A 24,296-nucleotide genomic window follows, 5' to 3' on the forward strand; every position below is an offset into this window, starting at 1 on the left:
ATACTCTGATCCTAACCTCGCAACCGGTTGACCGGTTTCGATCCCGCTTGCTGCGCTCCCCGCGCCTCGACCACATCGACGGAGATGCCATGACCGACACCGCCACCGCACCCGCGGGCTCCGGCCCGGCGAGCGACTGGCGGGCCGGCGAGGAGCGGCATCCGATCGAGAGCACGGGCTGGTCGCTCGAGGTGATCGACGCCTCGCTGGACCACATCTCGTATCGCGGCACCCGCATCCTGCGCGCCCTCCGCGTCATCGTGCGCGACCGCGACTGGCGCACGGTGCCGGCGGTGCTCGACGCACTGGAGACCACCGTCGACGGCGCTGCGACCGTGGTGACGCTCCGCGCCCACCACGACGATCTCGGCGCGCGGGCGCACTGGACCGCGACGCTCCGCCTCGATCAGGGGCGCCTCGACCTCTCGGTCGACCTCGGCGTCGACAGCGATTTCCTGCGCAACAGGATCGGCATCGTCGCCCTGCACCCCACCGATCTCGCCAGCATTCCGCTCGCCGTGACGCACCCCGACGCGTCGACGACGTCCACGGTCTTCCCGGTCGAGATCTCGCCGCACCAGCCCGCCGTCGACATCGCCGGCCTCGCCTGGCACACCGGGGTCTTCGACGTCGCCCTGCGATTCGAGGGCGACGTGTTCGAGATGGAGGACCAGCGCAACTGGACCGACGCCTCCTACAAGACGTACAGCACGCCGCTCGGGCTGCCGTTCCCCGTCGACGTCGGGCCGGGGGATGCCGTGGGGCAGAGTGTGACGGTGACCGTGGCGCCCGGCGGCGCCGCGGATCCTGCGCCCGTCGCCTCGGAGCACGGGATCGTGGCCGACGCCGCACGAGTCCCGTCGGTGACGGTCGGCGCCGCCACCGCGCCTGGCACTCCCGGCGCGCGCCCGGCCTGGCTGCACGGCGCCGGCGTGCTCGTCGAGCTCGACCTGCGCGACCCGGGCTGGACCCGCGCGCTCGCCCGCGCCCGCCGCGACGCCGGGTCGTCGCCGCTCGACGTGCGCCTCATCGCCGTAGACCCTTCGCAGCTCGACCACGCCGTCGCGGCGCTGTGCGGGGTTCCCGTCGCCCGCCTCGCCGTGTTCGACGCCGCACGCCACATCACGACGGCGCCGCTCTGGGAGCGCCTGCGCGACCTCGCCACTCGCGAGCCCGTGCTCGGCCTGCTCGTCGGCGGCACCCGCGGGCACTTCACCGAGCTGAATCGCACGCACGCCGAGCTGCCTCGCGACGTCGGCGGCGTCACCTTCTCGATCACGCCGCAGATGCACGACCTCTCGACCGACCAGGTCGTCGAGTCGCTGGTCGAGCAGCGCCGGGTGGCGCTCCAGGCGAGCAGGATCGCCGACGGCCGCCCGGTGCACGTCGGCCCGGTCACCCTCCGCGCCCGCTTCAACGCCGTCGCCACCTCGCCGTGGGCGGCGGGGCCGGCCGACGTCGACGCCTTCGGGTACGGAGCCGAGCACGTGTGGAACTCGACGGACCCGCGGCAGGGCTCCGACGAGTACGCGACCTGGCTGCTCGCGTCGTTCGTGGCGCTGTCCACCGGCGCGGTCGAGTCGGTCGCGCTGGCAGAGGCGTGGGGGCCCAGAGGGTTCGGGTCGGTCGACGGGGTGCCTGCTCCTGCGGCCTCGGTGCTGGCCTGGCTCGTCGAGGTGCAGGGGGCGCCGGTCGTCGCGCTCGATGCGGCTGCGCTGCCCGACGGGGTGTTCGCTCTCGCCGCCCGCCTCGCGTCGGGCACGGTGCTGCTCGTCGCCAATACGTCGCAGGCGCCGGTGTCGTTCTCGCTGCTCGGCGCGCCCGTGTCGCTCGCTCCCTTCGCCCGCGCCCGCCTCCTCCTGCCGTGATAGACATGCTGCACATCAGCCGCTAGTCTGGGTCCGTACGCCGCATTAGCGACGTGAAGTGGACTCGGCAGCCTTCCGGACGGTGGGTGAGCCGAGTTTCGCGCTTAATCGCACGTCGTCGTAGACCAGATGAGACCCGCGACCCGAGCTCGCCATGAGCCACCGCGAGCAACGCTCCAGGCGACGGCATCTGCAATCCAGAGGAGCGGCTCTGCGTGTGCGGCCTCGTGGCCGTACGACATCACGTCATGAAGCCCGAATCGGCTGATCTGACGATAGAGGAGTCGCCGATCAGCCTTCTCGAGAGAGTCGTCTCGCTCGAGCACGATCTTCGTGTGCCCGGCTTCAACGGCCCACGAGACCACGGCGACGAGGCACGCCTCTCGTGCCACAGCCTGCCGTTTCGACCGCGACGAGAACAGGTGCACGCCGACCTCCATAGCTACGAGGGCGGCGAGGATCTGCCGTCGTCTCGCATCACTCTCATTCGTGAAGTGCAACCGCCGTTGACCGGGCAGGACGAGCTTCCGCAAGGCCTTGCGAAGCTTGACCAGGTCGTTCTCCGAGACGGCGACGGCCGCCATGAGGTATCCCCCGGCCTTGGTCTCGTCGACGAAGAGCACTCCCATGTTCCCCCCCACTCGCCGAAGGTGGTCGCGGCCCGGTGAGTGACGACCGACCCGTCACGCGACGAGGCTAGAGGGGATATCCATATCCGCAAGCGAAGCGGGCAGGCCGGGACAGCAAATGAGTCGAGGGTCAGGCGGCGAGATGGAAGGTGTCGGCGAAACGAGCGAGCAGGGCGCCGGGGCCGCTCAGGATCCTGACCGCACCCGTCTCGAGCGCGCGCGTCGGCTCGAGCTCGCCCGACAGGAGGCGGTGGAGTCCGCCCGACGCGTCGAAAGCGAGGTCCGCGCCGCCGGCGTCTCCGGCACGATCGTCGCGCGTGACGACGAGCGCGGCCCCGTCGACGCGCACGAGCAGCCCCGCGTCGCCGAGGCGCGCCGAGTACGCGGTCGCGGGCAGCGACGCGGCCACCGACGCACGGAACGCGGTCCGGAGTTCGATGGTCAGCGCATCCGGCGTTACCACCTGCGACGGCAGCGGCTCGCCGAGCGCCTTGAACCCCCAGGCGCCGAGCGCGAGCACGATCGGCTCGAGCTCGCGACCGTAGTCGGTGAGCTCGTAGACGATGACGCGCGACCTCGGCGCCCGCCGGATGATCCCGGCCGCCTGCAGCTCCTTGAGTCGCGACGCCAGGATGTTCGTCGGGATCCGCTGCAGCCCCGCGGCGAGCTCGCCGTACCGCCGCGGGCCCACGAGCAGGTCACGCACGATCAGCAGCGCCCAGCGCTCGCCGATCAGCTCGAGAGCCTGGGTGACGCCGCCGTACTGACCGTAGTCTCGGGCGGCCACTCCCCTAGGCCTGCTGCTGCGCGGCGGCCTCCGGGCCCACCTCGGCGGCCTTCGGGTCCATCCAGCCGAGCTCGAGCAGGTTGCCGTCGGGATCGGTGAGCTGCCGCTGGTACATGAAGCCGTAGTCCGCCGCGGCGCGAGGCTCGCTGCCGCCGGCGGCCAGGCCGGCCGCGACGAGCGAGTCGACCTCATCGCGCGAGCCGACCATAAGCGCGGTGGTGTTCGAGGGGTTCACGGAGTTGTCGCCGATCGGGAGGTCGGTGAAGGTCTGGAAGAACTCGCGCTTGAGGATCATGAAATAGTTGTGGCCGTCTTCGACCACGACGCACGCGGCGTTGTCGTCGGTGAAGAGCGGGTTGATCGCGAAGCCGAGCGACTCGTAGAACGCCTTGGCGCGGTCCAGGTCGGTCACGGGCAGGTTGACGAACATCATGGGCATGGCGTGCTCCTTCACCGGCTGCGAGAGCCCCGGTCGAGGCTTCGCACGCGACCCGGCCGGGTCGCGTGCGCCAATACTTGCAAAAAACAAGTGGCGTGTCTAGACCCGCGGCCGACCTTCGCCGTCGAAGGTCGGGATCGTGCCGAGGGTGACGATCCGGTCGAGGTACGGGTGCAGGGCGTCACGCCAGCCCGAGCCCTCGGCGAGGAGGGCGCCGACGCCGACCACCTCGGCTCCTGCGCTCTCGAGCAGCCGCAGGCCGGCGGCGGCCGACGAGCCCGTCGACAGCACGTCGTCGACGAAGAGCACGCGGCGCCCGGCGACGTCGCCGAGGCGCGCTCGGTCGAGCAGGAGCTCCTGACGCCCCGCCGTGGTGATCGCCTCGAGCGGCTCGCGAAGCGCGTCTCGCAGATGCACCTTGTTCGTCTTCTGCAGGATCAGATAGTCGTCGAGCCCGAGCGCCCTCGTCGTCTCGATCGCCAGCGGGATCCCGAGCGTCGCCGGGGCCACGACGATCTCGGGCGCCGCGTCGCGGAACGCGTCGCCGAGCTCGGCGCACGCGGTGCGGACGAACTCGACGCCGTGGTCAATGACCATCAGTAGGGCGATCGTGAGGTCGGGCGAGATCGCCACGAGGGGCAGCTCGACGGTCTGCGTGCCGATCCGGGCGCTGTGGGTCGCGGTCATGGGGACACCCTTCCAGACACGTGTTTCGGGGGCGTGACCAGAGGCGTTCACTTCACGTACCCCCCGTCGTGGGGGTACGGTCACATGACTTTCTTAGGGTCGCCTACGCACCTTCCCAGGCAGGGGGCCTCGGCCGCGGGCGATCGCTCGCGCCCCGATTCCCCCGCGACCCGTATCAGAGAGAAGAAGCCACCCATGCGCACGAAGACCACCCGTTCGACGGTCAGGAAGGTCGCGATCACCGCTGTCGCGGCGTCCTTCCTGGTCGCCACGCCGCTGGCCGCCCAGGCCGCCGGCACCGCCACCGGCACCGCGACCGCGACGCCCACCGCCTCGGCGACCGTCACCCCCGCCTCCTACCCGAGCGACACCCAGGCGCCCGACCTGGTGCCGCTCCTCGCCGGCTACCAGCAGCTCTGGACCCCGAGCGGCAAGAGCGACCTGCACGGCACCGTGCTGAACAGCGGCGTGCTCGCGCTCAACGACAAGCTGACCGTGTGGATCAACAACAACGCCACGAAGCAGCAGCAGTTCCGCGCCCTGCAGAACGCGGAGTACCAGACCGCCGACGGCACCGCGTACGACCAGTCGGTGTCGATCGCCGACGCGCTCGGCTCGAAGCTGGCCGCCGCCTACGTCAAGGGCACGGAGGACGGCGCCCTGCCGCTCACCACCGCGCTGATCAACTCGTCCAACGGCACCTCCGGCGCCTACGTCTCCACCGGCACCGCGAAGGGGCTCTACAGCTACCCGCGCCCGTACCTCCCCAGCGACCCGGCGACCCCCGCCGTCGCGGGCGACGCGGCCGGCTGCGCGCCGACGCTCGTGAACGCGTCGTCGCTGATGGCGAACCGCACCGGCAAGTCGTACGCCTCGGCCGACGGCAACCTGAACATCAAGCGCGTCGCCGACACCGTCGACACCACCCACGAGTTCTCGAAGAGCGACGTCGCCCTCTCGGCCGGCTACGCCTCGACGGGCATCTGCACGGGCGGCTCGTTCCCCTCGGGCCACACCACCACGGCCTACCAGGCGGGCATCACCCTCGCGACGATCCTGCCGGAGCTCGCCCCCGAGATCCTGGCCCGCGCCTCCGAGGCCGGCAACAACCGCATCGTCCTCGGCGTGCATTACCCACTCGACATCGTCGGCGGCCGCATCGACGGCGAGGCCGCCCTGGCCAAGCGCTGGAGCGACCCCGCCTACGTCAAGGGCGTCCTCCTGCCCGCGCGCGCGGAGCTGGTGAAGTACCTGCAGACCTCGACCGGCCTGTCGCTCTCGAAGGCGATCAAGACCGAGAAGGCCTACGCCGACAACCCCTACGGCGGCAAGACGATCCCCGGCGGCTCCGCGCAGATCGTGAACAACCGCGCCTCGGCCGTCTCGGTCTACACCGAGCGCCTCACCTACGGATTCCCGAAGACGGGTGTGACGGGCGCGAAGGCCTCCGTCCCGGCCGGCGCCGAGAACCTCCTCATCACCACCTTCCCGACCCTCACCGCCGCGCAGCGCGCCTCGGTGCTGGCCCAGACCGAGATCGCGTCGGGCTACCCGCTCGACCAGACCGGCTCCGACCAGGGCTCGTGGGAGCGCCTGAACCTCGCCGCCGCGACCAGCGCCACCGTGCTGCTGTCCCACAACGGCCAGGTCAAGGTCATCGCGACCGGCGGCACCGCCCGCGTCGTGAAGAACTACCGCTAGTCACCGCGTCACCGGACGGCCGGTCGCCCCTCGGGGTGGCCGGCCGTTCACCGTGTCCGGCCCCGCCGGAGCGGTCTCGGGCGATCGCGACGAGACGGCAGGATCGCGCGAATCGACCCCGTGGTGTTCAGGCTGAGCTCGCGATGCGGCCTCGCCGGGAACCCCTGCCGGGCGACGATCACGACGACCAGCGCGGCCACCAGCACCGCCGCGCCCCCCACGGGCAGGAGCGCCGGCCCGACCGCCGCGAGCGCCACTCCCCCGGTCGCCGAGCCGATCGTGATGCCGACGTTGCTCGTCGAGTTGATGAACGCTCCCGCGACGCCGGGCGACGTGACGCCGGTGCGGATCGCCGCGGTCATCATGAAGGTGCCGATGCCGGCGAAGGCGATGTTCCAGACCGCGACCACCACGAGCGCGGGCACGTCGAGGCCTGCCGCGAGCAACGCTGCCAGCGCGGCGAGGCTCGCGGCCATCACGCCGGTGTGCAGCAGTGCGCCGAGTCTCGGCCGCCGGTCGACGAGCGCACCGGCGGCGACGAGACCGAGGGCGCTGACGAGGCCGAGGGCGAAGAGCACCGCGCTCACCCGGTCGCTCGTGATCCCCGCCAGGCGCAGGATGCTCGTGACGTACGTGTAGACGAAGTGATGCCCGACGAAGACGAGGGCGTTCACGGCTCCCACCGCGTACAGCCCGGCCCGCCACCAGGCGCGCTGCGACACCGTGGCCGGCGTCTCGTCGACGCCCTCACTTACCCGGGGCAGCGCGACGGCGATCCCGAGCGCGAGCAGCGCCGCCGCGATCGCCATCACCACGAACGCGGTGCGCCAGCTCGTGGCGACGCCGATCGCCGTCGCGATCGGGACCCCGAGGATCCCGCCGACCGACGCGCCGGCGAAGACGACGCTCATGGCCCGCCCGACGAGGTCCGGTGACACGAGACGGGCGGTGTAGCTCGTGACGACCGAGTAGAAGAGCGCGTGGCCGACGCCGCCGACCGCGCGGCCGACGAGGATCACGCCGAAGTGGGGCGTCGACGCGACGATCAGGTCGCTGAGGGCGTAGCAGGCGACCGTGGCGACGAGGAGCGCCTTGCGGGGCAGATGGTCGGTCGCCCGGGCGAGCGGAACCGCGAGGACGGCGACGCACACCGCGAACACCGACACGGTGAGGCCCGCCGTGCCCTCGGCGACGCCGGCGTCGCGAGCGATCTCGGGGATGAGGCCGACGGGCAGCAGCTCGGAGGTGAGCGCGATGAATGTCGAGAGCGTGAGGAAGGCGAGGCCGGTGGCCGTCGCGCGGCGTGGGAGTGCCATCGCGTCAAGGCTAGGGCCTGCCCGGGCGCACGAGCCTCGTGGCGGCGCGCGGGTACCCGCCCGTGGTGGCCCCGCGACTCCTGCGCACCCGCTGTTTCCTTGCCTTGTCACCGATGACGTGCTTTACTCATGTCATCGGTGACATGGACGGAAATGACATCGACGACATGATCCGCGACGAGCGCAACGAAGCGGCCCGAAGAAGGAGACACGCGTGACCACCACTCTCACCGGCAACGATCTGACGACGGCCGAGCGCCGCCAGCTCGCCGCCATCTCGACGGCGAAGGGGCACATGCTCATCGTCGCCGCCGATCAGCGCAACAGCATGAAGGCCGTGATGCAGGACGCCCCCGAGGGCACCTCCGCCATCACCACCGCCGAGCTCGCCGAGGCCAAGGCCGACCTGGTGCGCCACCTCGCCAACCACGGCCCCGCGATCCTGCTGGACCCCGAGGTCGCGCTGCCCGCGATCCCCGACGACGGCGTGCTCGACCGCGACACCGCCCTCGTGGTCGGCCTCGACGCCTCCGGCTTCGAGATCGTCGACGGCATCCGCTACACGCGCTTCGTCGAGGGCATGACCCCGCGCCGCGTCCGCGAGCTCGGCGGCGACGTCGCCAAGATGCTCTGGTACACCCGCCCCGACCGCCAGGGGCTCGACGACCGCGTCGCCGACGAGATCCGCGAGCTCACCGCCGCCTGCGCCGAGGAGGGTCTCCTCCTCATCGTCGAGCTGCTCACCTACCAGCTCGAGGGCGAGAGCGACGGGGAGTACGCCGCGAAGTTCCCGCAGCTCGTGGCCGACGGCGCCCGCCTGGCCGTCGCCTGCGGCGCCAAGATCCTCAAGCTGCAGTACCCGGGCTCGAGCGCAGGAGCCGACCTGGTCACCGAGGCCGCCCAGGGAGTGCCGTGGGCCGTGCTGTCCGCCGGCGTGAACCACGAGACCTTCATCGTCCAGGTCCGCGACGCGATGGCGCACGGCGCCGCCGGCGCCATGGCCGGCCGCTCGCTCTGGAAGGACGCGCTGTCGGTCGACCCGGCCACGCGCGAGCAGCTTCTCACCGAGCGTGCGCGCCCGCGTCTCGAGGAGCTGCGCGCCGCCGTCGACGGCGAGTAGCCCGGCTCCTGCGCCCTGGGGCTCACCCCGAGTGCACGGAAAGCGCCCCCTGACCTGTCGTCAGGGGGCGCTTCTCGCGCACTCGGCGGCCGCCTACACGTTCGTGTAGCCGCCGTCGATCGGCAGGGCGGCGCCCGTGATCATCGCGGCGTCGTCGCTGAGGAGGAACACGATCGGGCCGGCGATGTCGTCCTCGGTCGCCCAGCGGCCGAGCGGCATGCGCTCGAGCGTCGGCCCTTCGATCTCGGGGCGGCCCCAGTACCAGGCGCTCATGGGCGTCATGACGACGGTCGGGTTGACGCTGTTGACGCGGATGCCGAACTGGCCGAGCTCGAGCGCCGAGACGCGGGTGATGTTGTCGAGGGCCGCCTTCGACGAGCCGTAGGAGATGTGGCCGGTGAGCGCCACGAGCGACGCCTGGCTCGACACGTTGACGATCGCGCCGCCGCGGCCGAGGCGGATCATCGACGCGGCCGCGTACTTCGTGACGAGCAGCGAGCCGCGGGCGTTGATCGCGATGACCTTGTCGAAGACCGCGATGTCGGTGTCGACCGGCGACGCGATCTCGCCGCCCCAGCCGCCGCAGTTCACGACGCCCCAGAGGTCCAGGCCCTCGAGCGCCTCGCGGATTTCGCTCTCGCTGGTGAGGTCGAAGGCGAGGGGCGTGGCGCCGGTGTCGGCGACGATGGGTTCGAGACCCTCGAGCGTGCTGCCGGCGGCGATGACGTCGGCTCCTGCGGCCACGAGGCGTCGCACCGTGGCGCCGCCGATCCCGCCCGAGGCCCCGGTGACGAGGATCGTCTTCTCGGTGAAGTCGGCCATGTCGTTCTCCTTGATGTCCTGTCCACGACATCGATGTCATGGAATCGAGACCATCTTGACATCGATGACACGAAGAATCTACGGTTCGAGTGTGACCAGCGCAGATCCCCTCCCCGAGACCACCCTCGACGAGCTCGTCGACCGGGCCAGGGGCCTCGCGGCGAAGGGTGGCAGGCGGATCCTGGGCGTCGTCGGCACGCCCGGCTCGGGCAAGTCGACCGTGAGCGCGGCCCTTCTCGACGCGCTGGGAGACAGCGCCGCTCTGGTCGGCATGGACGGCTTCCACCTCGGGCAGCAGGAGCTGGCGAGACTCGCCCGAGCCGACCGCAAGGGCGCCCCCGATACCTTCGACACCGACGGCTACACCGCCCTCCTGGCGCGCCTCCGGGCCCAGCGGCCGGGCGACGCCGACATCTACGCGCCCGTCTTCGACCGCTCGCTCGAAGAGCCGATCGGCAGCTCGGCGCCGGTGCCCGCCGACGTGCCGCTCGTCATCACCGAGGGCAACTACCTGCTGCTCGACGGCGGCGGCTGGCAGGGCGTCCGCCCGCTGCTCGACGAGGCGTGGTTCGTCCACGTGACGCAGGCCGAACGCCGCCGACGCCTCGTCGCCCGCCGCCTCTCGTACGGCCATCCGCACGGTGCGGCCGAGCACTGGGTCGACCACGTCGACGAGCCCAACGCGCGGATCGTCGAGGCGACCGCCGCACGAGCCGACCTCGTCGTCGCCCTCGCCCGGCTCGACGCACAGCCGCACCCTCTGACATCGACGTCACAGGGGCCGACACCGACGCCACAAGGAGACCCCCGATGACCCGCCTCACCCCCGCCGCCCTGCCCTCGCTGCCCGAGACCGTCGGCACGCCCGACTACCCGCGCGACCCCGCGTCCTGCGGCATCGTGCACTTCGGCGTCGGCGCGTTCCACCGCTCGCACGAGGCGATGTTCCTCGACCGGCTCTTCCGGCACGACCACGCGGCCGCCGACGCATGGGGCATCTGCGGCGTCGGCCTGCTGCCCGGCGACGCCGCGATGCGCGACGCGCTGGGCGAGCAGGGCCACCTCTACACGCTCGTGACCCGCGCGCCCGACGGCACGACCGAGGCCCGGGTCATCGGCTCGATCATGGACTACCTGTTCGCGCCCGACGACTACGACGCCGTCCTCGAGCGCCTCGCCTCCCCCGCGACGCGCATCGTCTCGCTCACCGTCACCGAGGCCGGCTACCCCGTCGACGACGCCACCGGCGAGTTCCGGCCGCAGGATCGCGCGATCGCCGCCGACCTCGCCTCCCCCGGCGCCCCCACCGGCGTCTTCGGCCTCATCGCGGAGGGTCTGCGCCGCCGACGCGACCGCGGTGTCCCGGCCTTCACCGTGATGTCGTGCGACAACATCCCGGGCAACGGCCGCGTGGCCCGGACGGCGCTCACCTCGTACGCCCGCCTCGTCGACGCCGACCTCGCCGACTGGATCGAGGCCGAGGTGACCTTCCCGAACTCCATGGTCGACCGGATCACGCCCGCGACCAGCGACGCCGGCCGCGCGGAGGTGTCGTCGATCCTGCGCCTGGACGACGCCTGGCCCGTGCTCTCGGAGTCGTTCGAGCAGTGGGTGCTCGAGGACTCGTTCGTGCTCGGCCGCCCGGCCCTCGAGACCGTCGGCGTGCAGATCGTGCCCGAGGTCGAGCCGTACGAGCTGATGAAGCTGCGGCTGCTGAACGCGTCGCACCAGGCGATGTCGTACCTCGGGCTGCTGGCCGGGCACACGATGGTGCACGAGGTGTGCCGGGACGAGCGGTTCCGCGCCTTCCTGCTCGGCTACATGCACGCCGAGGCGATCCCGACGCTCGCACCGGTGCCCGGGATCGACCTCGCGGCGTACTGCGACCAGCTGCTCGAGCGGTTCTCGAGCGAGGCGATCGCCGACACGCTTGCGCGGCAGGTGGTCGACGGGTCGGCGAGGCTGCCGAAGTTCCTCCTGCCGGTGCTGCGCGACCAGCTCGCGGCCGGAGGGCCGATCGAGCGGATGTGCACCGTGATCGCGGCGTGGAGCATCTACCTCGAGCGCGACGAGGGCGTCGTCGACGCGCGTCACGACGTGGTCGTCGAGGCGGCGCGGCAGGAACCGACGGCCCCCGGCAGCCTGCTGCTCGTCGCCGACGTGTTCGGCGACCTGGGCTCGGTGCCGCGCTTCCGGGAGGGCTATCTCGCCGCCCGCGAGACTCTGCTGACGGCCGGGCCGCTCGCCGCGATCGACGCCGTCGCGGCGGCCGTCTGAGGTCTTGACATCGGTGACACAGGCAAGCATCATTGATCCTGATGTCATCGATGACATGCCTGCCGCTTCCGTGATCGCGAGCCGATCGCGCCATCCATTCCCCCGAGGAGACCGACGACGATGTCCACGACGCCCCTGACCCCGCAGCCCGCCGCCACGACGACCGGGCGCGCGATCCTCGTCTGCGGCGTGCCGGCCAGCGGGAAGACCACGTTCGGCCGCGAGCTCGCCCGTCACCTCGGCTACGCGCTGCTCGATCTCGACACCGTGACGAACCCGCTGTTCGAGTACGTGGGCGGCGAGTTCCTCGTCGACGTGCCTACGGCCGAGGCGCCGACCCGGGCGACGGTCAACGACGTGCGGTACCAGTGCCTGTTCGACACGGCGGCCGAGATCATGAGCGTCGGCGTCAGCGTCGTCGTCATCGCCCCGTTCACCTCCGAGCGCACCTTCCCCGCGGCCTGGGCTCGAGTGCCCGTGAAGCTCGGCGTCGACGACTCCGACGTCACGCTCGCCTGGGTCGACACTCCGAAGGAGGAGGTCGTCGCTCGCATGATCAAGCGCGGCGCCGACCGCGACCTCGACAAGATCGAGCGGCCCGACGTCTTCCTCACGCCCGACGTCACCAGGGCCCCCGGCGTCGACCACGTGCGGGTCGACGGGCTGCTCACTGTGCCGGCGCAGATCGCCGCGTTCGAGCGGGAGTACTTCGCGGCGTCGCCCGCCGCCGAGCTCGCCGGCTGACCCGCCCCGCCCTGTCCCCGCGACACAACGCGACACCTGCGACGCTCCGAAGCGTCGCAGGTGTCGCGTTGTGTCGCGCTGCGCCTCCCGAAAACGACTCTGCGCACGTGATTTCACGTGCGCAGAGTCGTTTTCGGGAGGGGTAGGGGCAGGCCGAGGGCGCAGGAGCAGGCGCACGCACCTCAGCGGAGCGTGACCCGCACTCCCCCGTCGACCTCCTCGAACCGCACCGCGTCGAGCCCCGAGACCACGAGGTCGGCGTCGAGCTCGGACGCGTCGTGAGTGCCCGCAACGCCGAGCGTCGCGGCCCCTGAGGCGCGACCGGCGACGAGGCCGGCGAAGGCGTCCTCGACGACGAGGCAGTGCGCCGGGTCGACGCCGAGCAGCGACGCCCCGAGCAGGAACGGCTCGGGGTCGGGCTTGCCGTTCGTGACGTCGCTCGCCGTGACCACCGTCGCCGGGCGCACGAGCCCGGCCGCGGCCATCCGCGCCTCGAACAGCGGCGCCGTGCACGAGGTGACGACGGCCTTGCGCGGTTCGCCGATCGCGGCGAGGGCTTCCGCTGCTCCTGCGAGCATGTCGACGCCGTCGACCTCCTCGATCTCGATCGCCTCGATGCGGGCGAAGGCCTCGTCGACCTGCTCGGCCGGGACGAACGACGCGACGATCGAGCGCGCGGGCATGCCGTGGCCGCCGCCCTCCCGGAAGTTCTCGGGCAGGCCCAGCTCGCGGCCCCAGCGGGCCCAAGAGCGCCGCACGGCGGGCGTGGAGGAGATGAGGGTGCCGTCCATGTCGAAGAGGACGGCGGCGAACACGGTGTCGAGCACGGGGCGGGTGGAGGTCATGGGCGTCTTTCGGTCGGCGGCGGGGAACGCACGAGGGCCGCGCCTGCCGAAGCGGGCGCGGCCCCAATGCTGTCAGATCAGCGGGATGCGGCGGGCGCGATGCGGGTCGCAGCCTCGGATGACGAGGCTTGTACGAAGTCCGTGGCGGTGACCCGCATCGCACCCCGGATAATCAGCAGGTCGTCTTGTAGACGTAGTTCGCGCCCTCGCCGGTGAGGTTGTCCTTCGTGATGGTGAAGAAGCCGGTCGGGATCTTCTTGGTGACCTTCTTGCCGGTGAGCGCGTTGTAGGCCTGCTGCACCGCGTCCTTGCCGATGAGGGCGGGCTGCTGGGCGACCAGCGCCTGGACGGTGCCGTTCTTCAGCTGGGTGACCGCGTCGGATCCTGCGTCGAAGCCGACGACCTTGACCGTGTTCTGCTTGCCGGCCTGGCGGATGCCCGTCGCGACGCCCTGGGCGGCGAAGGTGTTGGCGGCGAAGATGCCGACGATGTCGGGGTCCTTCGCGAGCGCCGCGGTGGTGAGCTTGGCGGCGGTCGCCGGGTCGTTGTGCGAGTACTGCACGCCGAGGTAGTCGTACGACGAGTTCGCCTTGGCGGCCTTCGCGAAGCCAGAGACGCGCTGGTCGGCGGTCGAGACGCCGGGGTCGGTCGAGATGACGAGCACCTTGCCGCCGCCCGGGTGCAGCTTCGTGATGGCGTCGAAGGCCGCCTTGCCGCCGCCGACGTTGTCGGACGACACGGCCGTGGTGGCGAACGACGGGTCGTTGACCGTGGTGTCGACGAGGGCGACCTTGATGCCGGCGTTGGCGGCGGCCTTGAGCGGCGCCTCCATGGCCGAGGTGTCGGTCGGGGCGATGAGGATCGCCGACGGCTTCGTGGCGACGACGGAGTCGACGATCGGCTTCTGCAGCGTCGGGTCGAACTTCTGCGGGCCCTGGGTCGACACGGTGACGCCGAGCTTCTTGGCCTCCTGCTCGACGCCGCACTGCATCGTGACGTAGAACGGGTCGCCGGCGACGCCCTGGATGAACGTCATCTTGATGTTCTTGGCGCTGGTGGTGCCGCCGGCCGACGACGTGCCCGACGCGCAGCCGGTGAGGGCGATCGCGGCGACGGCGCCGAGGGCGAGAGCCGAGACGAGCTGTCTCTTCAACTTCATTGTTCTGCTCCTAGAGGAAGGGTGGTGCTGTGAGTGTGATGTGGTGCGGGGAGGGGTGCCCGAGGGCACGGGTCGAGGAGGCCGGAGCCGCGAGGGCCCTGGTCGAGAGGTGTGGGGCGGGATCCTGCGCCCGGGGTCAGCTCTTCTGGCGTTGCAGGAGCCCGGCGAGAGACACCTTCCGAGGGCTGCCCCCGCCGCGAGCCGCCGAGGCCCGCCGCCGCTGGTCGATGTAGACGGCCGCGACGAGCACGACGCCGACCGCGACCTGCTGCCAGAACGGCTGGACGCCGACGATGACGAAGCCGTTCTGAAGGATCGCCGGGATGCAGAGGCCGACGGCCGTGCCGAAGATGGTGCCGAGGCCGCCGAAGAGGCTCGTGCCGCCGATCACGACGGCCGCGATGACGTTCAGGTTGGTCTGCGACTGGCCGGCGATGGCCGTCGTGCCGAACTGCGACAGCGACAGGAGCCCGGCGAAGCCCGCCAGGCCGCCCGACAGGGCGTACACGGAGATGAGCTGCCGGTCGACCTTGACGCCCACCCGCCGCGCGGCCTCCTCGTTCGAGCCGACCGCGAAGGTGTAGAGCCCGAACTTGGTGCGGTGCAGGATCACGCCGAAGACGACCAGGAAGACGATGGCGATGACCGAGATGAGCGGCAGAGTGGTGCCGACGAGGTTGCCGTAGCCGATGTTGTCGGAGAGCACCTGCGGGATCTTCGTGATGTCGACGCCGCCGGTCATGACCTCGGCGAGGCCGAGGGCCGCGCCGAGCGAGCCCAGGGTGACGATGAGCGGCGGCACCTTCGCCTTCGCGATGAGGAGGCCGTTGACCGTTCCCCAGGCGAGGCCCGAGGCGACCGCGACGACGAGGCCGACGAGGGCCGTGAGCCAGCCGTCGCCGCCGACCCAGATCATCGCGTCGGCCGACACGACGCCCGAGAAGACGAGCACGGAGCCGACCGAGAGGTCGATTCCGCTCGTGACGATGACGAACGTCATCCCGATGCCGAGGACGCCGAGGATCGACATGTTCTGGATCACCTGACGCAGGTTCGTCCACTGCGGGAACGCCGTCGGGGCCAGGGCCGTGAAGACCAGGAAGATCACGACCAGCACCAGGACGATCTGGAAGGCCTGGATGCCGAGGACGCGACGGAAGACGTTCGGGCCGCCGTCGGCTCCTGCGGGCGGGGTGGTCGGCTTCGGCGCCGGAGACGTGGTGGTCGCGGCGGCGGTGTTCGTGGTGGTCATTTCGCTCCCTGTGCGACGGCGCCGGTCATGGCTCCGACGAGCTCTTCCATGGACGTGTCCTTGGCCTGGTAGGTCGCGACGCGGCGGCCGAGGCGAAGGACCTGGACGCGGTCGGCCACCTCGATCACGTGCGGCATCGAGTGGCTGATGAACACGACGGCCACGCCCTTGTCGCGGACGCGGCGGATGGTCTCGAGGACGTTCTTGGTCTGGACGACGCCGAGGGCCGCGGTGGGCTCGTCGAGGAACACGACGCCTTTGGCCCAGGCGACGGCGCGGGCGATGGCGATCGCCTGGCGCTGGCCGCCCGACATGCCGCCGACCGGGTCGGTGAGGCTGCGGACCGTGGCGCCGAGGTCGTCGAAGGCCTGCTTCGAGCGGAGCGCCATGGCCTTGTTGTCGAGGAACCCGAACCTGCCGGCGACGCCCTTCCTGGGCAGCTCGCGGCCGAGGAACATGTTCTGCACCGGGTTGAGGTGCGGTGCGAGCGCGAGGTCCTGGTACACGGTCTCGATGCCGAGCTGGCTGGCCGCGGTGGGGCTGTCGAGGTCGACCCTGCCGCCCGCGAAGAGGATCTCGCCGGAGTCGAGGGCCAGCGAGCCCGAGAGCGCCTTGACCAGCGTCGACTTGCCGGCGCCGTTGTCGCCGATGAGCGCGACGACCTCGCCCGGGTAGATCTCGAAGTCGACCGCGTCGAGGGCCCGGACGCTGCCGAAGCTGCGCGTGAGCCCTCGTGCTTCGAGGATGGGAATCTGTCCGACGGTCATGGCGTCTGCCTCCAGCTCTCTGGATCGACGGGCGACGACGGCGCGCTTTCGGCTGCGTCATCGAAGCTCGTTTCCTCCGATCGCGGCGCTCTGTCGGGGGCGCCGCATCGGTTGACAGGTTGAAAGTACCCAGCCATGTCATCGATGTCAAGCACATTTTTCTCGGCGGCTTTGCTAGCGTGGCCTCACCGATGGCGGATTCATGTCATGCGTGACACGCAGATCACGTCATCCATGACATGGAGGGGTGCGGCGATGACCACGATGCAGGATGTCGCGAAGCTCGCCGGGGTGAGCGCCAAGACCGTGTCGAGGGTCTTCAACGACGACCCGCACGTGACCGACGACACGCGCCGCCGCGTCTCCGAGGCGATGGAGTCGCTCAAGTACGTGCCGAACATGATGGCGCGCACGTTCCGGTCGGGTCGGGCCTCGGTCGTCGGGATCGCGGTGCCCGACATCGGCGACCCGTTCTTCGCCGCCATCATCCGCTCGGTCGACCGCGAGTCCCGCCTGCGGGGCATGTCGACGGCCGTGACCAGCCTCGGCGACGACCCCGCCCTCGAGCAGTCGACCGTCGAGTCTCTGCTGCGGCTGCAGGTGAACGGCCTCATCATCGCGCCGATCGCCGCCGACCAGGCCTACCTCGCGCCGTGGCTCGTGAACATGCCCGCGGTCTTCATCGACCGCACGCCCACCGGGGTGACCGGCGACAGCTTCGTCGAGGACGACTTCGGCGGGGCCTACGAGGCCACCCGCCACCTCCACTCGCTCGGGCACACTCGGGTCGGCTTCGTCGGCGACGCGGACCCCGTCAGCACGACCGAGCAGCGCGTCCGCGGCTACCGGCAGGCCGTCGCCGACCTCGGGCTCGACGATCGGGCCGAGCTGCTGGTGCGGGCGTCGACGCATGACGCCGCGGATGCCGTGCGCCGGCTCCTGCGCATCGACGACCCGCCCACCGCGATCTTCTCGTCGAACGCGCGCACCTCGCTGGAGGTGTTCCCGGCGCTGCAGCGCCTCGACCGCACCGACGTCGCCCTCGTCAGCTTCGGCGACTTCCCGATGGCGGCGTCGCTGCAGCCGTCGGTGACGGTGATCGACCAGGATCCCGACCGGCTCGGCCTGCTCGCCACCGAGCGGCTCTTCACCCGCATCGAGACGCCCGGCAAGCGCCTCAAGCGGGCGACGGTGGTGCCGGTGCAGCTCGTCGAGCGCGGCTCGTCCGTCCGCGCGTCGTAAGGGACACCGGGCGATTCGACGCACTCCGGGCGAGCGCGGCGCGCCGGGATGCGTGAAGTCGCCCGGGATCGAGCTCGCGAGCGCGCTCTAGCGCCAGACGACGGCGCCCTGCATGCTCGACGGGTAGGCCGCCGCGATCCGGGCGACGGCCTCGCGCAGCGTGTCGGGCTCGCAGGCGAGGTTGAGTCGTGCGAACCCCCGCCCCTCGCGCCCGAACCCGAGCCCCGAGTTGAGCGCGACGTAGGCGTGCTCGCGCAGCGGCACCGCCGGGTCGTCGCCGAGCCCGAGCCCGCGGAAGTCGAGCCACGCCAGGTAGCCGGCCCGAGGCATCCTGAAGACGACGCCCGGCAGCTGATCGCGCACGAGGGCCGCGAGCAGGCGCGCGTTCGACGCCACGCGGGCGACCGCCTCGTCGAGCCATTCGGTCTCGTGCTCGAACGCCCGCATGTTCGCGTGCAGCCCGAGGATCGACGTGCGGCACGCGACCTCGTCGTTGAGGGTGTCGAGCAACGCCGCCGAGCGGTCGTCGCCCGCCACGACGACCGAGCACTTCACGCCGGCCAGGTTCCAGCCCTTGCTGGCGCTCGTGACGGTCACCGAGCGGGCTCCGCGCGACTCGGCCACGGTCGCGAACGGCGTGAAGACGACGCCAGGATGGGTGAGCGGCCCGTGGATCTCGTCGCTCACCACGAGCACGTCGTACCGCGCCGCGAGGTCGGCCACGGCGGCGAGGGTCTCGTGCGAGTGGACGAGCCCGATCGGGTTGTGGGGGTTGCAGAGGAGGAAGACCCGTGCTCCTGCGAGGAAGGCCCGCTCGAGGCCGTCGAGGTCGAGCGAGTACTCGCCCCAGCGCTCGACCAGCGGCACCTCGGCGACGCGACATCGGGCCTCGTCGACGAGCTCGAAGAAGGGCGGGTACACCGGCGGCGTGATGACGACGTCGCCGCCGTCGGGCAGCGCGACACGGAGGGTCTCGACGATGCCGACGCTGACGTCGGTGGCGATGTGGACGCGCGACGGGTCGACCCGCCAGCCCCAGCGGCGCTCGGCGAAGCCGGCGAAGGCGGGGGCGAGGGGGCCGGGGCCGTCGAGGTAGCCGAGGTCGGACTGCCGGACGCGCTCGATCAGCGCCTCCTGGATGCCGGGGGCGACGCCGTAGTCCATCTCGGCGACGAAGAGCGGCAACACGCTGGGGGCGTAGCGGGTCCACTTGATGCTCGTGCGGGCGCTGCGGATGTGGCCCGTGGGGTCGAGCTCGTCGATGTCGCCTGGCATGCGAGCCATTCTCCCGCCGTGCGGGCGCTGCCGCGAGTCCGGCGTCACGCCGCGTAAACCTCAGCGCGCTAGTCGGCGGCGATCTTCGCCCGGAGCTCCTCCCGCGTCGCCCGGGCCGAGGCCGCCCCCGTGAGCGTCGGCGCCGACCCGACGAGCAGGCGGGTGTAGGCGTGATGCGGTGCGTTGATGATGGCGTCGGTCGAGTTGACCTCCACGATCCTGCCCCGGTACAGCACCACCACGCGGTCGGTGATGCCGGCGACCGAGCCGAGGTCGTGCGAGATGAACAGCAGCGAGACCGAGGGCCCGGCGAGCGACTGCAGGAGCTCGAGGATCTGCACCCGGTTCGCGGAGTCGAGGGCGCTGACCGGCTCGTCGAGGATCAGAAGCTTCGGCTCGGAGACCAGCGCGCGGGCGATCGCGACGCGCTGCCGCTGGCCGCCCGAGATCTGCCCGGGCAGGCGCGAGAGGAGGCTCTCGTCGAGGTGGACGCGTGCGAGGTACTCGCGAACCTTCGCGGCGATCTCGGCGGACGACAGGCGCCCCTGCGTGACGAGCGGCTCGGCGATCGACTGCTCGACGGTGAACTCGGGGTCGAGGCTGCGTTGGGGGTCCTGGAAGACGTACTGCAGCACGCCCGACCGCCGGAACTCGCGCCACTGCGCCGGCTTCAGCCGGCTGAGGTCGGTGCCGTCGAACTCGACGCGGCCGCCCGACGCCTTCACCAGGCCGAGCACGGTGCGCGCGAGCGTCGACTTGCCCGAGCCGGTCTCGCCGATGAGGCCGATGACCTCGCCGGTGGCGATCTCGAGAGAGGCGTCGAAGATCACCTGCTTCTCGCGGCTGCCCCGGCCGTACGAGACCTGCAGGTCGTGGATGCTCAGGATCGGGGTCTGTGCGGTCATGCGGTCTCCTCCGGCTTCCGCAGGAAGCGCTCCAGGCCGAACCGGTGGTGCTCGTCGAGCAGCAGCCGCGTGTACTCGTGCGACGGCTCGTACAGCACCCGCTCGGTCGGCCCCTGCTCGACGACCTGGCCCTCGCGCATCACGAGCACCTCGTCGCACAGCTCGGCGACGACGGCGAGGTCGTGCGACACCACGATGAGCGCCAGGCCGAGGCTGTCCTTCAGGTCGGTGAGGAGGTCGAGGATCTCGGCCTGCACCGTCACGTCGAGCGCGGTCGTCGCCTCGTCGGCGATGAGCACCTGGGGCTCGCACGCGACGGCGGCGGCGATGAGCACGCGCTGCAGCATGCCGCCCGACAGCTCGAACGGGTACTGGAAGTACACGTACTCCGGGTCGTGGATCCGCACCTTCTCGAGCAGCTCGATCGTGTTCTGCTTGGCGGCCCGGCGCGGCTGGCCCTTCTTGACGCGGAGGATCTCGGCCAGCTGCTTGCCGACCGGGATCGAGGGGTTGAGGTACGACGCGGGGTCCTGGAACACCGCCGAGATCGTCGTGCCCCGCAGCGCCGTCCACTCCGAGCGCGAGAGCGTGGCGGTGTCGCGCCCGGCGAGCGTGATCGTGCCCTCGCTCACCTCGAAGAGCTCCGGCAGGATCCCGAGCAGAGCCCGGCAGGTGATCGTCTTGCCGCTCCCCGACTCTCCGACGATCCCGAGCGCCCGGCCCGGCCGCACCTCGAACGAGATGGACTCGACCGTCACGGTGTCCTGGAGGTGGTTGTAGATCTGCACGCCGTCGACGGCGAGGACGGCGGCGCCCGGGGCGGTCGACGCGGCTGCGGAGGGGGCTGTCGTGGTCATCGGACACCCGCCTTCCCGGCCACCGACGGAGTGGCACGCAGCATGCGGCGGCGCTTCTTCGCCAGGGCCCGGCGGCGCAGGAGCACACGCCCCGACTCCCCGGACACGTCGCGCAGCACGTCGGCCATGAGGTTGAGCGCGAGAACGGTCAGCATGATCAGCAGCACCGGGAACGCCGGCGCCCACGGCTGGTACGCGAGGTAGCCGAGGTCGCTCGAGAGCAGGCCGCCCCAGGTCGGCGCCGGGGGCTGCACGCCGATGCCGAGGAAGGTGAGGCTCGCGACGATCACGAGCCCGACGCCGGTGGCGTTGGCGAACGCGATGCCGATCGGCGCGATGACCTTCGGGCCGATGTGGCGGCGGAGCACCCACGAAGTGGACGCGCCGCTCAGCACGGACGCCTCGACGTACTGCGAGCTCGACACCGACAGGGCCGCGGCGCGCGAGACCCGGTAGAACATCGGGGCGAGCAGGATGCCGACGCTCAGCATCGCCTGGTTCAGCCCGTTGCCCAGCAGGGCGGTCATCGCGACGGCGAACACGAGGAACGGGAGTGCGATGAGGGTGTCCATGATCCTGAGCGTGAACCACTCGAAGACGCGGCCGAGGTAGACCGACAGGAGCCCGGGGATCGTCCCGACGACGAGCGCGATGGCCGCCGTCTCGAAGGCGCTGAGGACGCTCACCGGTGCTCCTGCGAGCAGGCGGCTGAGCACGTCGCGGCCGAGGTAGTCGGTGCCGAGCAGATGACCCGCCGACGGCCCCTTGAGGATCGTCGCGCCGCCCGTCAGCGGGTTGACGGGGGCGAGCAGCGTGCCGAAGCAGCCGAGGAACAGGATGAACAGGAGGATGACGGCGGCGACCCAGAAGGTCGGCAGGCGAAGGAGACGCGAGAACACCTAGACCCCTCTCTTCGCGGCCGGATCGATGCGGTTGAGCGCGATGTTGATGAGCAGGTTGAAGCCGACCACGATGACGATCGACACGACGAGCACGCCCTGCACCGCCGGCACGTCGCCGTGCAGCGCCGAGGTCGAGGCGAAGACGCCGTAACCGGAGAGGCCGAAGATCGACTCGGTGACGACGGCGCCGCCGAGCAGGGTCGGGAAGTTGAGGCCGACGAGAGCGAGCGCGGGGCCGCCGCCGTTGCGGAGCTGGTGCACGAAGAAGATCCGGCGCGGGCTGAGGCCGTGCACGAGAGCGCCGATGACGTAGTTCTGGCCGGAGGCGGAGACGAGACCGGCCCGGAGCTGCCGGGCGACGCCCGCCACCATGTCGAGGCTGAGCGCGGTGGCCGGCAGGATCACGTGACTGAACCAGACGCCGAAGCCGCTCGACAGCGACACGTACCCAGCCGACGGCAGCGCGTGCAGCTGCACCGCGAAGACGGCTACCAGCACGATGCCCACGGTGAACGGCGGGAGCGCCGACATGAGCGACGTGATGCCGGTGATGACGCGGTCGATCCACGAGGTGCGGAAGACGGCGGCGAGCGTGCCGAAGGCGGCGCCGAAGACCACGCCGATGATGAGCGCGACGATCGCGACGGAGAGGCTGATGCCGATCCGCTGCCCGATCATGGTCGAGATCGGCACCCCGTCGGTCCAGCTGACGCCGAGGGAGCCGTGGAGCAGGTCGGTGAACCACGACCAGTACTGCACGATGAACGGCCGATCGAGCCCGTACTGGTGGTTCAGCCGGGCGACGGCCGCCGGGGTGGCGGCGTCGCCCAGCTGCACGTACGCCGGGTTCAGGCCCGAGAGCGTGCCCAGCAGGAACGTGATGAACGTGCCGAACACGAAGACCGGAATGAAGATGAGGAACGGGCGCAGGATCGCGAAACCCACCCGCTGGAGCCTCAGCGAACCCGAGGTCCGCGGTGCCCTCCGCGACGCGCGCACCGCGCGCCGCACCTCGACGTCTGTTCCGGTCGCCATGCTCAACTTCCGCTGATGGTCACGCCGGTCCAGGTGACCTTGGCCGGGATCTTCGGGATGCTCGAGACCGCCTTCGTCTTCACGAAGAGGTTCGGCAGGGTGTCGGTGAAGATCAGGCCGGTCGTCGCCATGCCGGCCGCCGTCGCAGCCTGGATGTTCTTCTGGTAGTCGGGCGAGGTCAGCGGGGTCGCCAGAGCCTTGCTGATCGCCGCCTGGTAGGCCGCGCCGCCGTCCTTGCCGCTCGAGTTGAGCGCGCCGGTTGCGCCGAAGTGGGCCTGGAGCGTCTGGACCGGCGAGTCGCGGCCGGTGGTGCCGTAGGTCGAGATCGGCAGCTTCTTGGCGAAGAACGACGTCGCCCAGTTCGGGTCGACCTTGAGAGTCGCGTTGATGCCGACCGCCTTCAACTGTGCCTGCAGGAGCTCGTTCTCGGCCGTGGGCACGAGCGTGCCGACGGTGAAGGTGACGGAGAATCCGTTCGGGTACCCCGCCTCGGCCAGCAGCTGCTTGGCCTTCTTCGGATTGTACGGATACTTGTTCGCCGATCCCTTGTCGTAGGCGATGTAGTTGCTGGGGAACGGTTCGTAGGCCGGTGTGCCGTAGCCGAAGTCGGCCTGGTCGACGATCTGCTTGCGATTGACGGCGTACTGGACGGCCTCGAGCACCTTCGGGTTGTTGAACGGCGCGATCGTGGTGTTCACGCTGAGGTTCGTCGCGTTGAAGCCGGGCTGCACGACCACGTCGAGGCCCGCGGCCTTGGCCGACTTCGCCTGGCTCGCGGCGAGGTCGGCGAAGTTGTAGACGCCCGACTGGAGGCCCGACACGACCTGCGTCGGGTCGACGCCGAACGAGACGTTCACGTTCTTGATGTGGATGTCCTTGGCGTCCCAGTAGTTCGGGTTCTTCACGAACACGGCCTTCGAGCCCGGCACGACGGTGACCGCCTTGAACGGACCGGCTCCCTCGGGCTTCTGGGCCAGCTGCGCCGTCGTGTACTTCGGGTTCGTGATCTGACCGACGCGCTCGGCCACGACCAGCGGGATCTGGTAGTCGGGCTGGCTGAGGTTCATCACGACGCTCGTGGCGTCCGGGGTGTCGATCGACTTGATCACCGAGATGCCCTCGCCGACCAGCGCCGAGGTCTTCTGGGTCTGCGCTCGCACGAAGTAGTCCTTCACCGCGGTGGAGTCGAGCGCCGTCCCGTCGGAGAACTTCAGGCCCGAGCGGAGCGTGAAGGTCACCTGCGTGCCGTCGGAGTTGTACTTCCAGCTCTTCGCGAGCGCCGGCTCCGCCTCGCCCTTCTCGTTGGTCGTCGTGAGCGACGCGTACGCGAGCGACGTGACGCGGAAGACCGCGCCCGAGCCGTCGACCACCGGGTCCCAGCTGGTCGGATCCTGGCCGCTCGCCCAGTTGAGCGTGCCGCCGTCGCCCGACGTGGTCGTCGACGTGGACGACGAGGTGCAGCCCGCGGTGACGAGGGCGAGAGCGGCGGCGCCGGCGACGACTGCGACGAGGCGCGACGCGAACTTCCTGTGGCGTGTGGGTGGGGTCACGAGGTGGGTCTCCTTGGCGGGCGGGGCGGCCGCTGTGACTCGCATCGGGTGCGCAGCGGACGTTTCCGTCAGGCCCCCAGGATAGGAACCGGTCGGTCCGTTTCGGTAACGAGTGTC

The 24,296-nt window shown here is 70.9% G+C and carries 23 protein-coding genes; 7 read left to right on the plus strand and 16 right to left on the minus strand.

The features are described from left to right. Positions 1 to 89: 89 nt before the first annotated feature. Positions 90 to 1,868 (plus strand): D-apionate lactonase family protein, encoded by a 1,779-nt coding sequence (locus tag C8E83_RS11405; protein WP_147430160.1) that lies wholly within the window; start codon positions 90 to 92, stop codon positions 1,866 to 1,868. A gap of 104 nt (positions 1,869 to 1,972) precedes the next feature. Here the strand turns inward: C8E83_RS11405 and C8E83_RS11410 are convergent, their stop codons facing one another. The 4 genes from C8E83_RS11410 to C8E83_RS11425 form a co-directional block, all read right to left on the minus strand. Then, positions 1,973 to 2,497 carry a hypothetical protein gene (locus C8E83_RS11410; RefSeq protein ID WP_121370004.1) on the minus strand — a complete coding sequence of 175 codons (525 nt, stop codon included), beginning with the start codon at positions 2,495 to 2,497 and terminating at the stop codon, positions 1,973 to 1,975. A gap of 130 nt (positions 2,498 to 2,627) precedes the next feature. Further along, complete coding sequence (locus C8E83_RS11415; protein WP_121370005.1) at positions 2,628 to 3,284, minus strand: winged helix-turn-helix transcriptional regulator; 657 nt, start codon at positions 3,282 to 3,284, stop codon at positions 2,628 to 2,630. Between the two features lie 4 nt (positions 3,285 to 3,288). After that, positions 3,289 to 3,723 (minus strand): VOC family protein, encoded by a 435-nt coding sequence (locus C8E83_RS11420; protein WP_121371877.1) that lies wholly within the window; start codon positions 3,721 to 3,723, stop codon positions 3,289 to 3,291. Positions 3,724 to 3,822: 99 nt separating this feature from the next. Further along, a complete protein-coding gene (locus tag C8E83_RS11425; protein ID WP_121370006.1) occupies positions 3,823 to 4,410 on the minus strand; it encodes a phosphoribosyltransferase family protein in 588 nt (195 codons plus the stop codon). A gap of 195 nt (positions 4,411 to 4,605) precedes the next feature. Here C8E83_RS11425 and C8E83_RS11430 point away from each other — a divergent pair, with 195 nt between their 5' ends. Further along, positions 4,606 to 6,111 (plus strand): phosphatase PAP2 family protein, encoded by a 1,506-nt coding sequence (locus C8E83_RS11430; RefSeq protein WP_121370007.1) that lies wholly within the window; start codon positions 4,606 to 4,608, stop codon positions 6,109 to 6,111. Positions 6,112 to 6,158: 47 nt separating this feature from the next. Here the strand turns inward: C8E83_RS11430 and C8E83_RS11435 are convergent, their stop codons facing one another. Next, positions 6,159 to 7,427 (minus strand): MFS transporter, encoded by a 1,269-nt coding sequence (locus C8E83_RS11435; protein ID WP_121370008.1) that lies wholly within the window; start codon positions 7,425 to 7,427, stop codon positions 6,159 to 6,161. Positions 7,428 to 7,641: 214 nt separating this feature from the next. Here C8E83_RS11435 and C8E83_RS11440 point away from each other — a divergent pair, with 214 nt between their 5' ends. Further along, positions 7,642 to 8,547 (plus strand): hypothetical protein, encoded by a 906-nt coding sequence (locus C8E83_RS11440; RefSeq protein ID WP_211331691.1) that lies wholly within the window; start codon positions 7,642 to 7,644, stop codon positions 8,545 to 8,547. 93 nt (positions 8,548 to 8,640) lie between these two features. Here C8E83_RS11440 and C8E83_RS11445 read toward each other — a convergent pair whose 3' ends face one another. Next, entirely contained in the window at positions 8,641 to 9,369 is a 729-nt protein-coding gene (locus C8E83_RS11445; protein WP_121370009.1) for an SDR family oxidoreductase, read from the minus strand. Positions 9,370 to 9,460: 91 nt separating this feature from the next. Between C8E83_RS11445 and C8E83_RS11450 the strand changes: the two genes are divergently transcribed. The 3 genes from C8E83_RS11450 (at position 9,461) to C8E83_RS11460 (ending at position 12,390) form a co-directional block, all read left to right on the plus strand. Beyond that, complete coding sequence (locus tag C8E83_RS11450; RefSeq protein WP_245981623.1) at positions 9,461 to 10,183, plus strand: nucleoside/nucleotide kinase family protein; 723 nt, start codon at positions 9,461 to 9,463, stop codon at positions 10,181 to 10,183. Then, positions 10,180 to 11,646, plus strand: coding sequence for a mannitol dehydrogenase family protein (locus C8E83_RS11455; protein ID WP_121370011.1), 1,467 nt, complete (start codon positions 10,180 to 10,182; stop codon positions 11,644 to 11,646). The genes C8E83_RS11450 and C8E83_RS11455 overlap by 4 nt, the downstream gene beginning before the upstream one ends. 120 nt (positions 11,647 to 11,766) lie before the next feature. Next, entirely contained in the window at positions 11,767 to 12,390 is a 624-nt protein-coding gene (locus C8E83_RS11460) for a P-loop nucleotide/nucleoside kinase family protein (RefSeq protein WP_121370012.1), read from the plus strand. Between the two features lie 182 nt (positions 12,391 to 12,572). Here C8E83_RS11460 and C8E83_RS11465 read toward each other — a convergent pair whose 3' ends face one another. The 4 genes from C8E83_RS11465 to C8E83_RS11480 form a co-directional block, all read right to left on the minus strand. Next, the gene (locus C8E83_RS11465) at positions 12,573 to 13,235 is read right to left on the minus strand and encodes an HAD-IA family hydrolase (RefSeq protein WP_121370013.1); all 663 of its coding nucleotides are present in this window, start codon (positions 13,233 to 13,235) and stop codon (positions 12,573 to 12,575) included. Between the two features lie 172 nt (positions 13,236 to 13,407). Beyond that, positions 13,408 to 14,394: an ABC transporter substrate-binding protein gene (locus C8E83_RS11470; protein ID WP_121370014.1), complete on the minus strand. Its 987-nt coding sequence runs from the start codon at positions 14,392 to 14,394 to the stop codon at positions 13,408 to 13,410. Between the two features lie 136 nt (positions 14,395 to 14,530). After that, positions 14,531 to 15,646: an ABC transporter permease gene (locus tag C8E83_RS11475; RefSeq protein WP_121370015.1), complete on the minus strand. Its 1,116-nt coding sequence runs from the start codon at positions 15,644 to 15,646 to the stop codon at positions 14,531 to 14,533. After that, the gene (locus C8E83_RS11480; protein WP_121370016.1) at positions 15,643 to 16,413 is read right to left on the minus strand and encodes an ATP-binding cassette domain-containing protein; all 771 of its coding nucleotides are present in this window, start codon (positions 16,411 to 16,413) and stop codon (positions 15,643 to 15,645) included. The genes C8E83_RS11475 and C8E83_RS11480 overlap by 4 nt, the downstream gene beginning before the upstream one ends. Positions 16,414 to 16,668: 255 nt before the next feature. On the opposite strand from C8E83_RS11480, the gene C8E83_RS11485 reads away from it, so the two are divergent. Next, a complete protein-coding gene (locus C8E83_RS11485) occupies positions 16,669 to 17,655 on the plus strand; it encodes a LacI family DNA-binding transcriptional regulator (RefSeq protein ID WP_121370017.1) in 987 nt (328 codons plus the stop codon). Between the two features lie 87 nt (positions 17,656 to 17,742). Here the strand turns inward: C8E83_RS11485 and C8E83_RS11490 are convergent, their stop codons facing one another. The 6 genes from C8E83_RS11490 to C8E83_RS11515 all read right to left on the minus strand — a co-directional run bounded on the left by C8E83_RS11490 (position 17,743) and on the right by C8E83_RS11515 (position 24,179). Next, positions 17,743 to 18,930: a MalY/PatB family protein gene (locus C8E83_RS11490; protein ID WP_121370018.1), complete on the minus strand. Its 1,188-nt coding sequence runs from the start codon at positions 18,928 to 18,930 to the stop codon at positions 17,743 to 17,745. 68 nt (positions 18,931 to 18,998) lie between these two features. Then, positions 18,999 to 19,835 carry an ABC transporter ATP-binding protein gene (locus tag C8E83_RS11495; RefSeq protein WP_121370019.1) on the minus strand — a complete coding sequence of 279 codons (837 nt, stop codon included), beginning with the start codon at positions 19,833 to 19,835 and terminating at the stop codon, positions 18,999 to 19,001. Continuing rightward, a complete protein-coding gene (locus tag C8E83_RS11500) occupies positions 19,832 to 20,692 on the minus strand; it encodes an ABC transporter ATP-binding protein (protein ID WP_121370020.1) in 861 nt (286 codons plus the stop codon). Before C8E83_RS11500 ends, C8E83_RS11495 begins: the two co-directional genes overlap by 4 nt. After that, entirely contained in the window at positions 20,689 to 21,591 is a 903-nt protein-coding gene (locus C8E83_RS11505; protein ID WP_121370021.1) for an ABC transporter permease, read from the minus strand. The genes C8E83_RS11500 and C8E83_RS11505 overlap by 4 nt, the downstream gene beginning before the upstream one ends. Beyond that, positions 21,592 to 22,629 carry an ABC transporter permease gene (locus C8E83_RS11510; protein ID WP_121370022.1) on the minus strand — a complete coding sequence of 346 codons (1,038 nt, stop codon included), beginning with the start codon at positions 22,627 to 22,629 and terminating at the stop codon, positions 21,592 to 21,594. Between the two features lie 2 nt (positions 22,630 to 22,631). Then, on the minus strand, positions 22,632 to 24,179 hold the full coding sequence (locus tag C8E83_RS11515; RefSeq protein ID WP_245981625.1) for an ABC transporter substrate-binding protein: 1,548 nt from the start codon (positions 24,177 to 24,179) through the stop codon (positions 22,632 to 22,634). Positions 24,180 to 24,296 lie beyond the last annotated feature (117 nt).

It is taken from the genome of Frondihabitans australicus (genome assembly GCF_003634555.1).
Taxonomy (GTDB): domain Bacteria; phylum Actinomycetota; class Actinomycetes; order Actinomycetales; family Microbacteriaceae; genus Frondihabitans; species Frondihabitans australicus.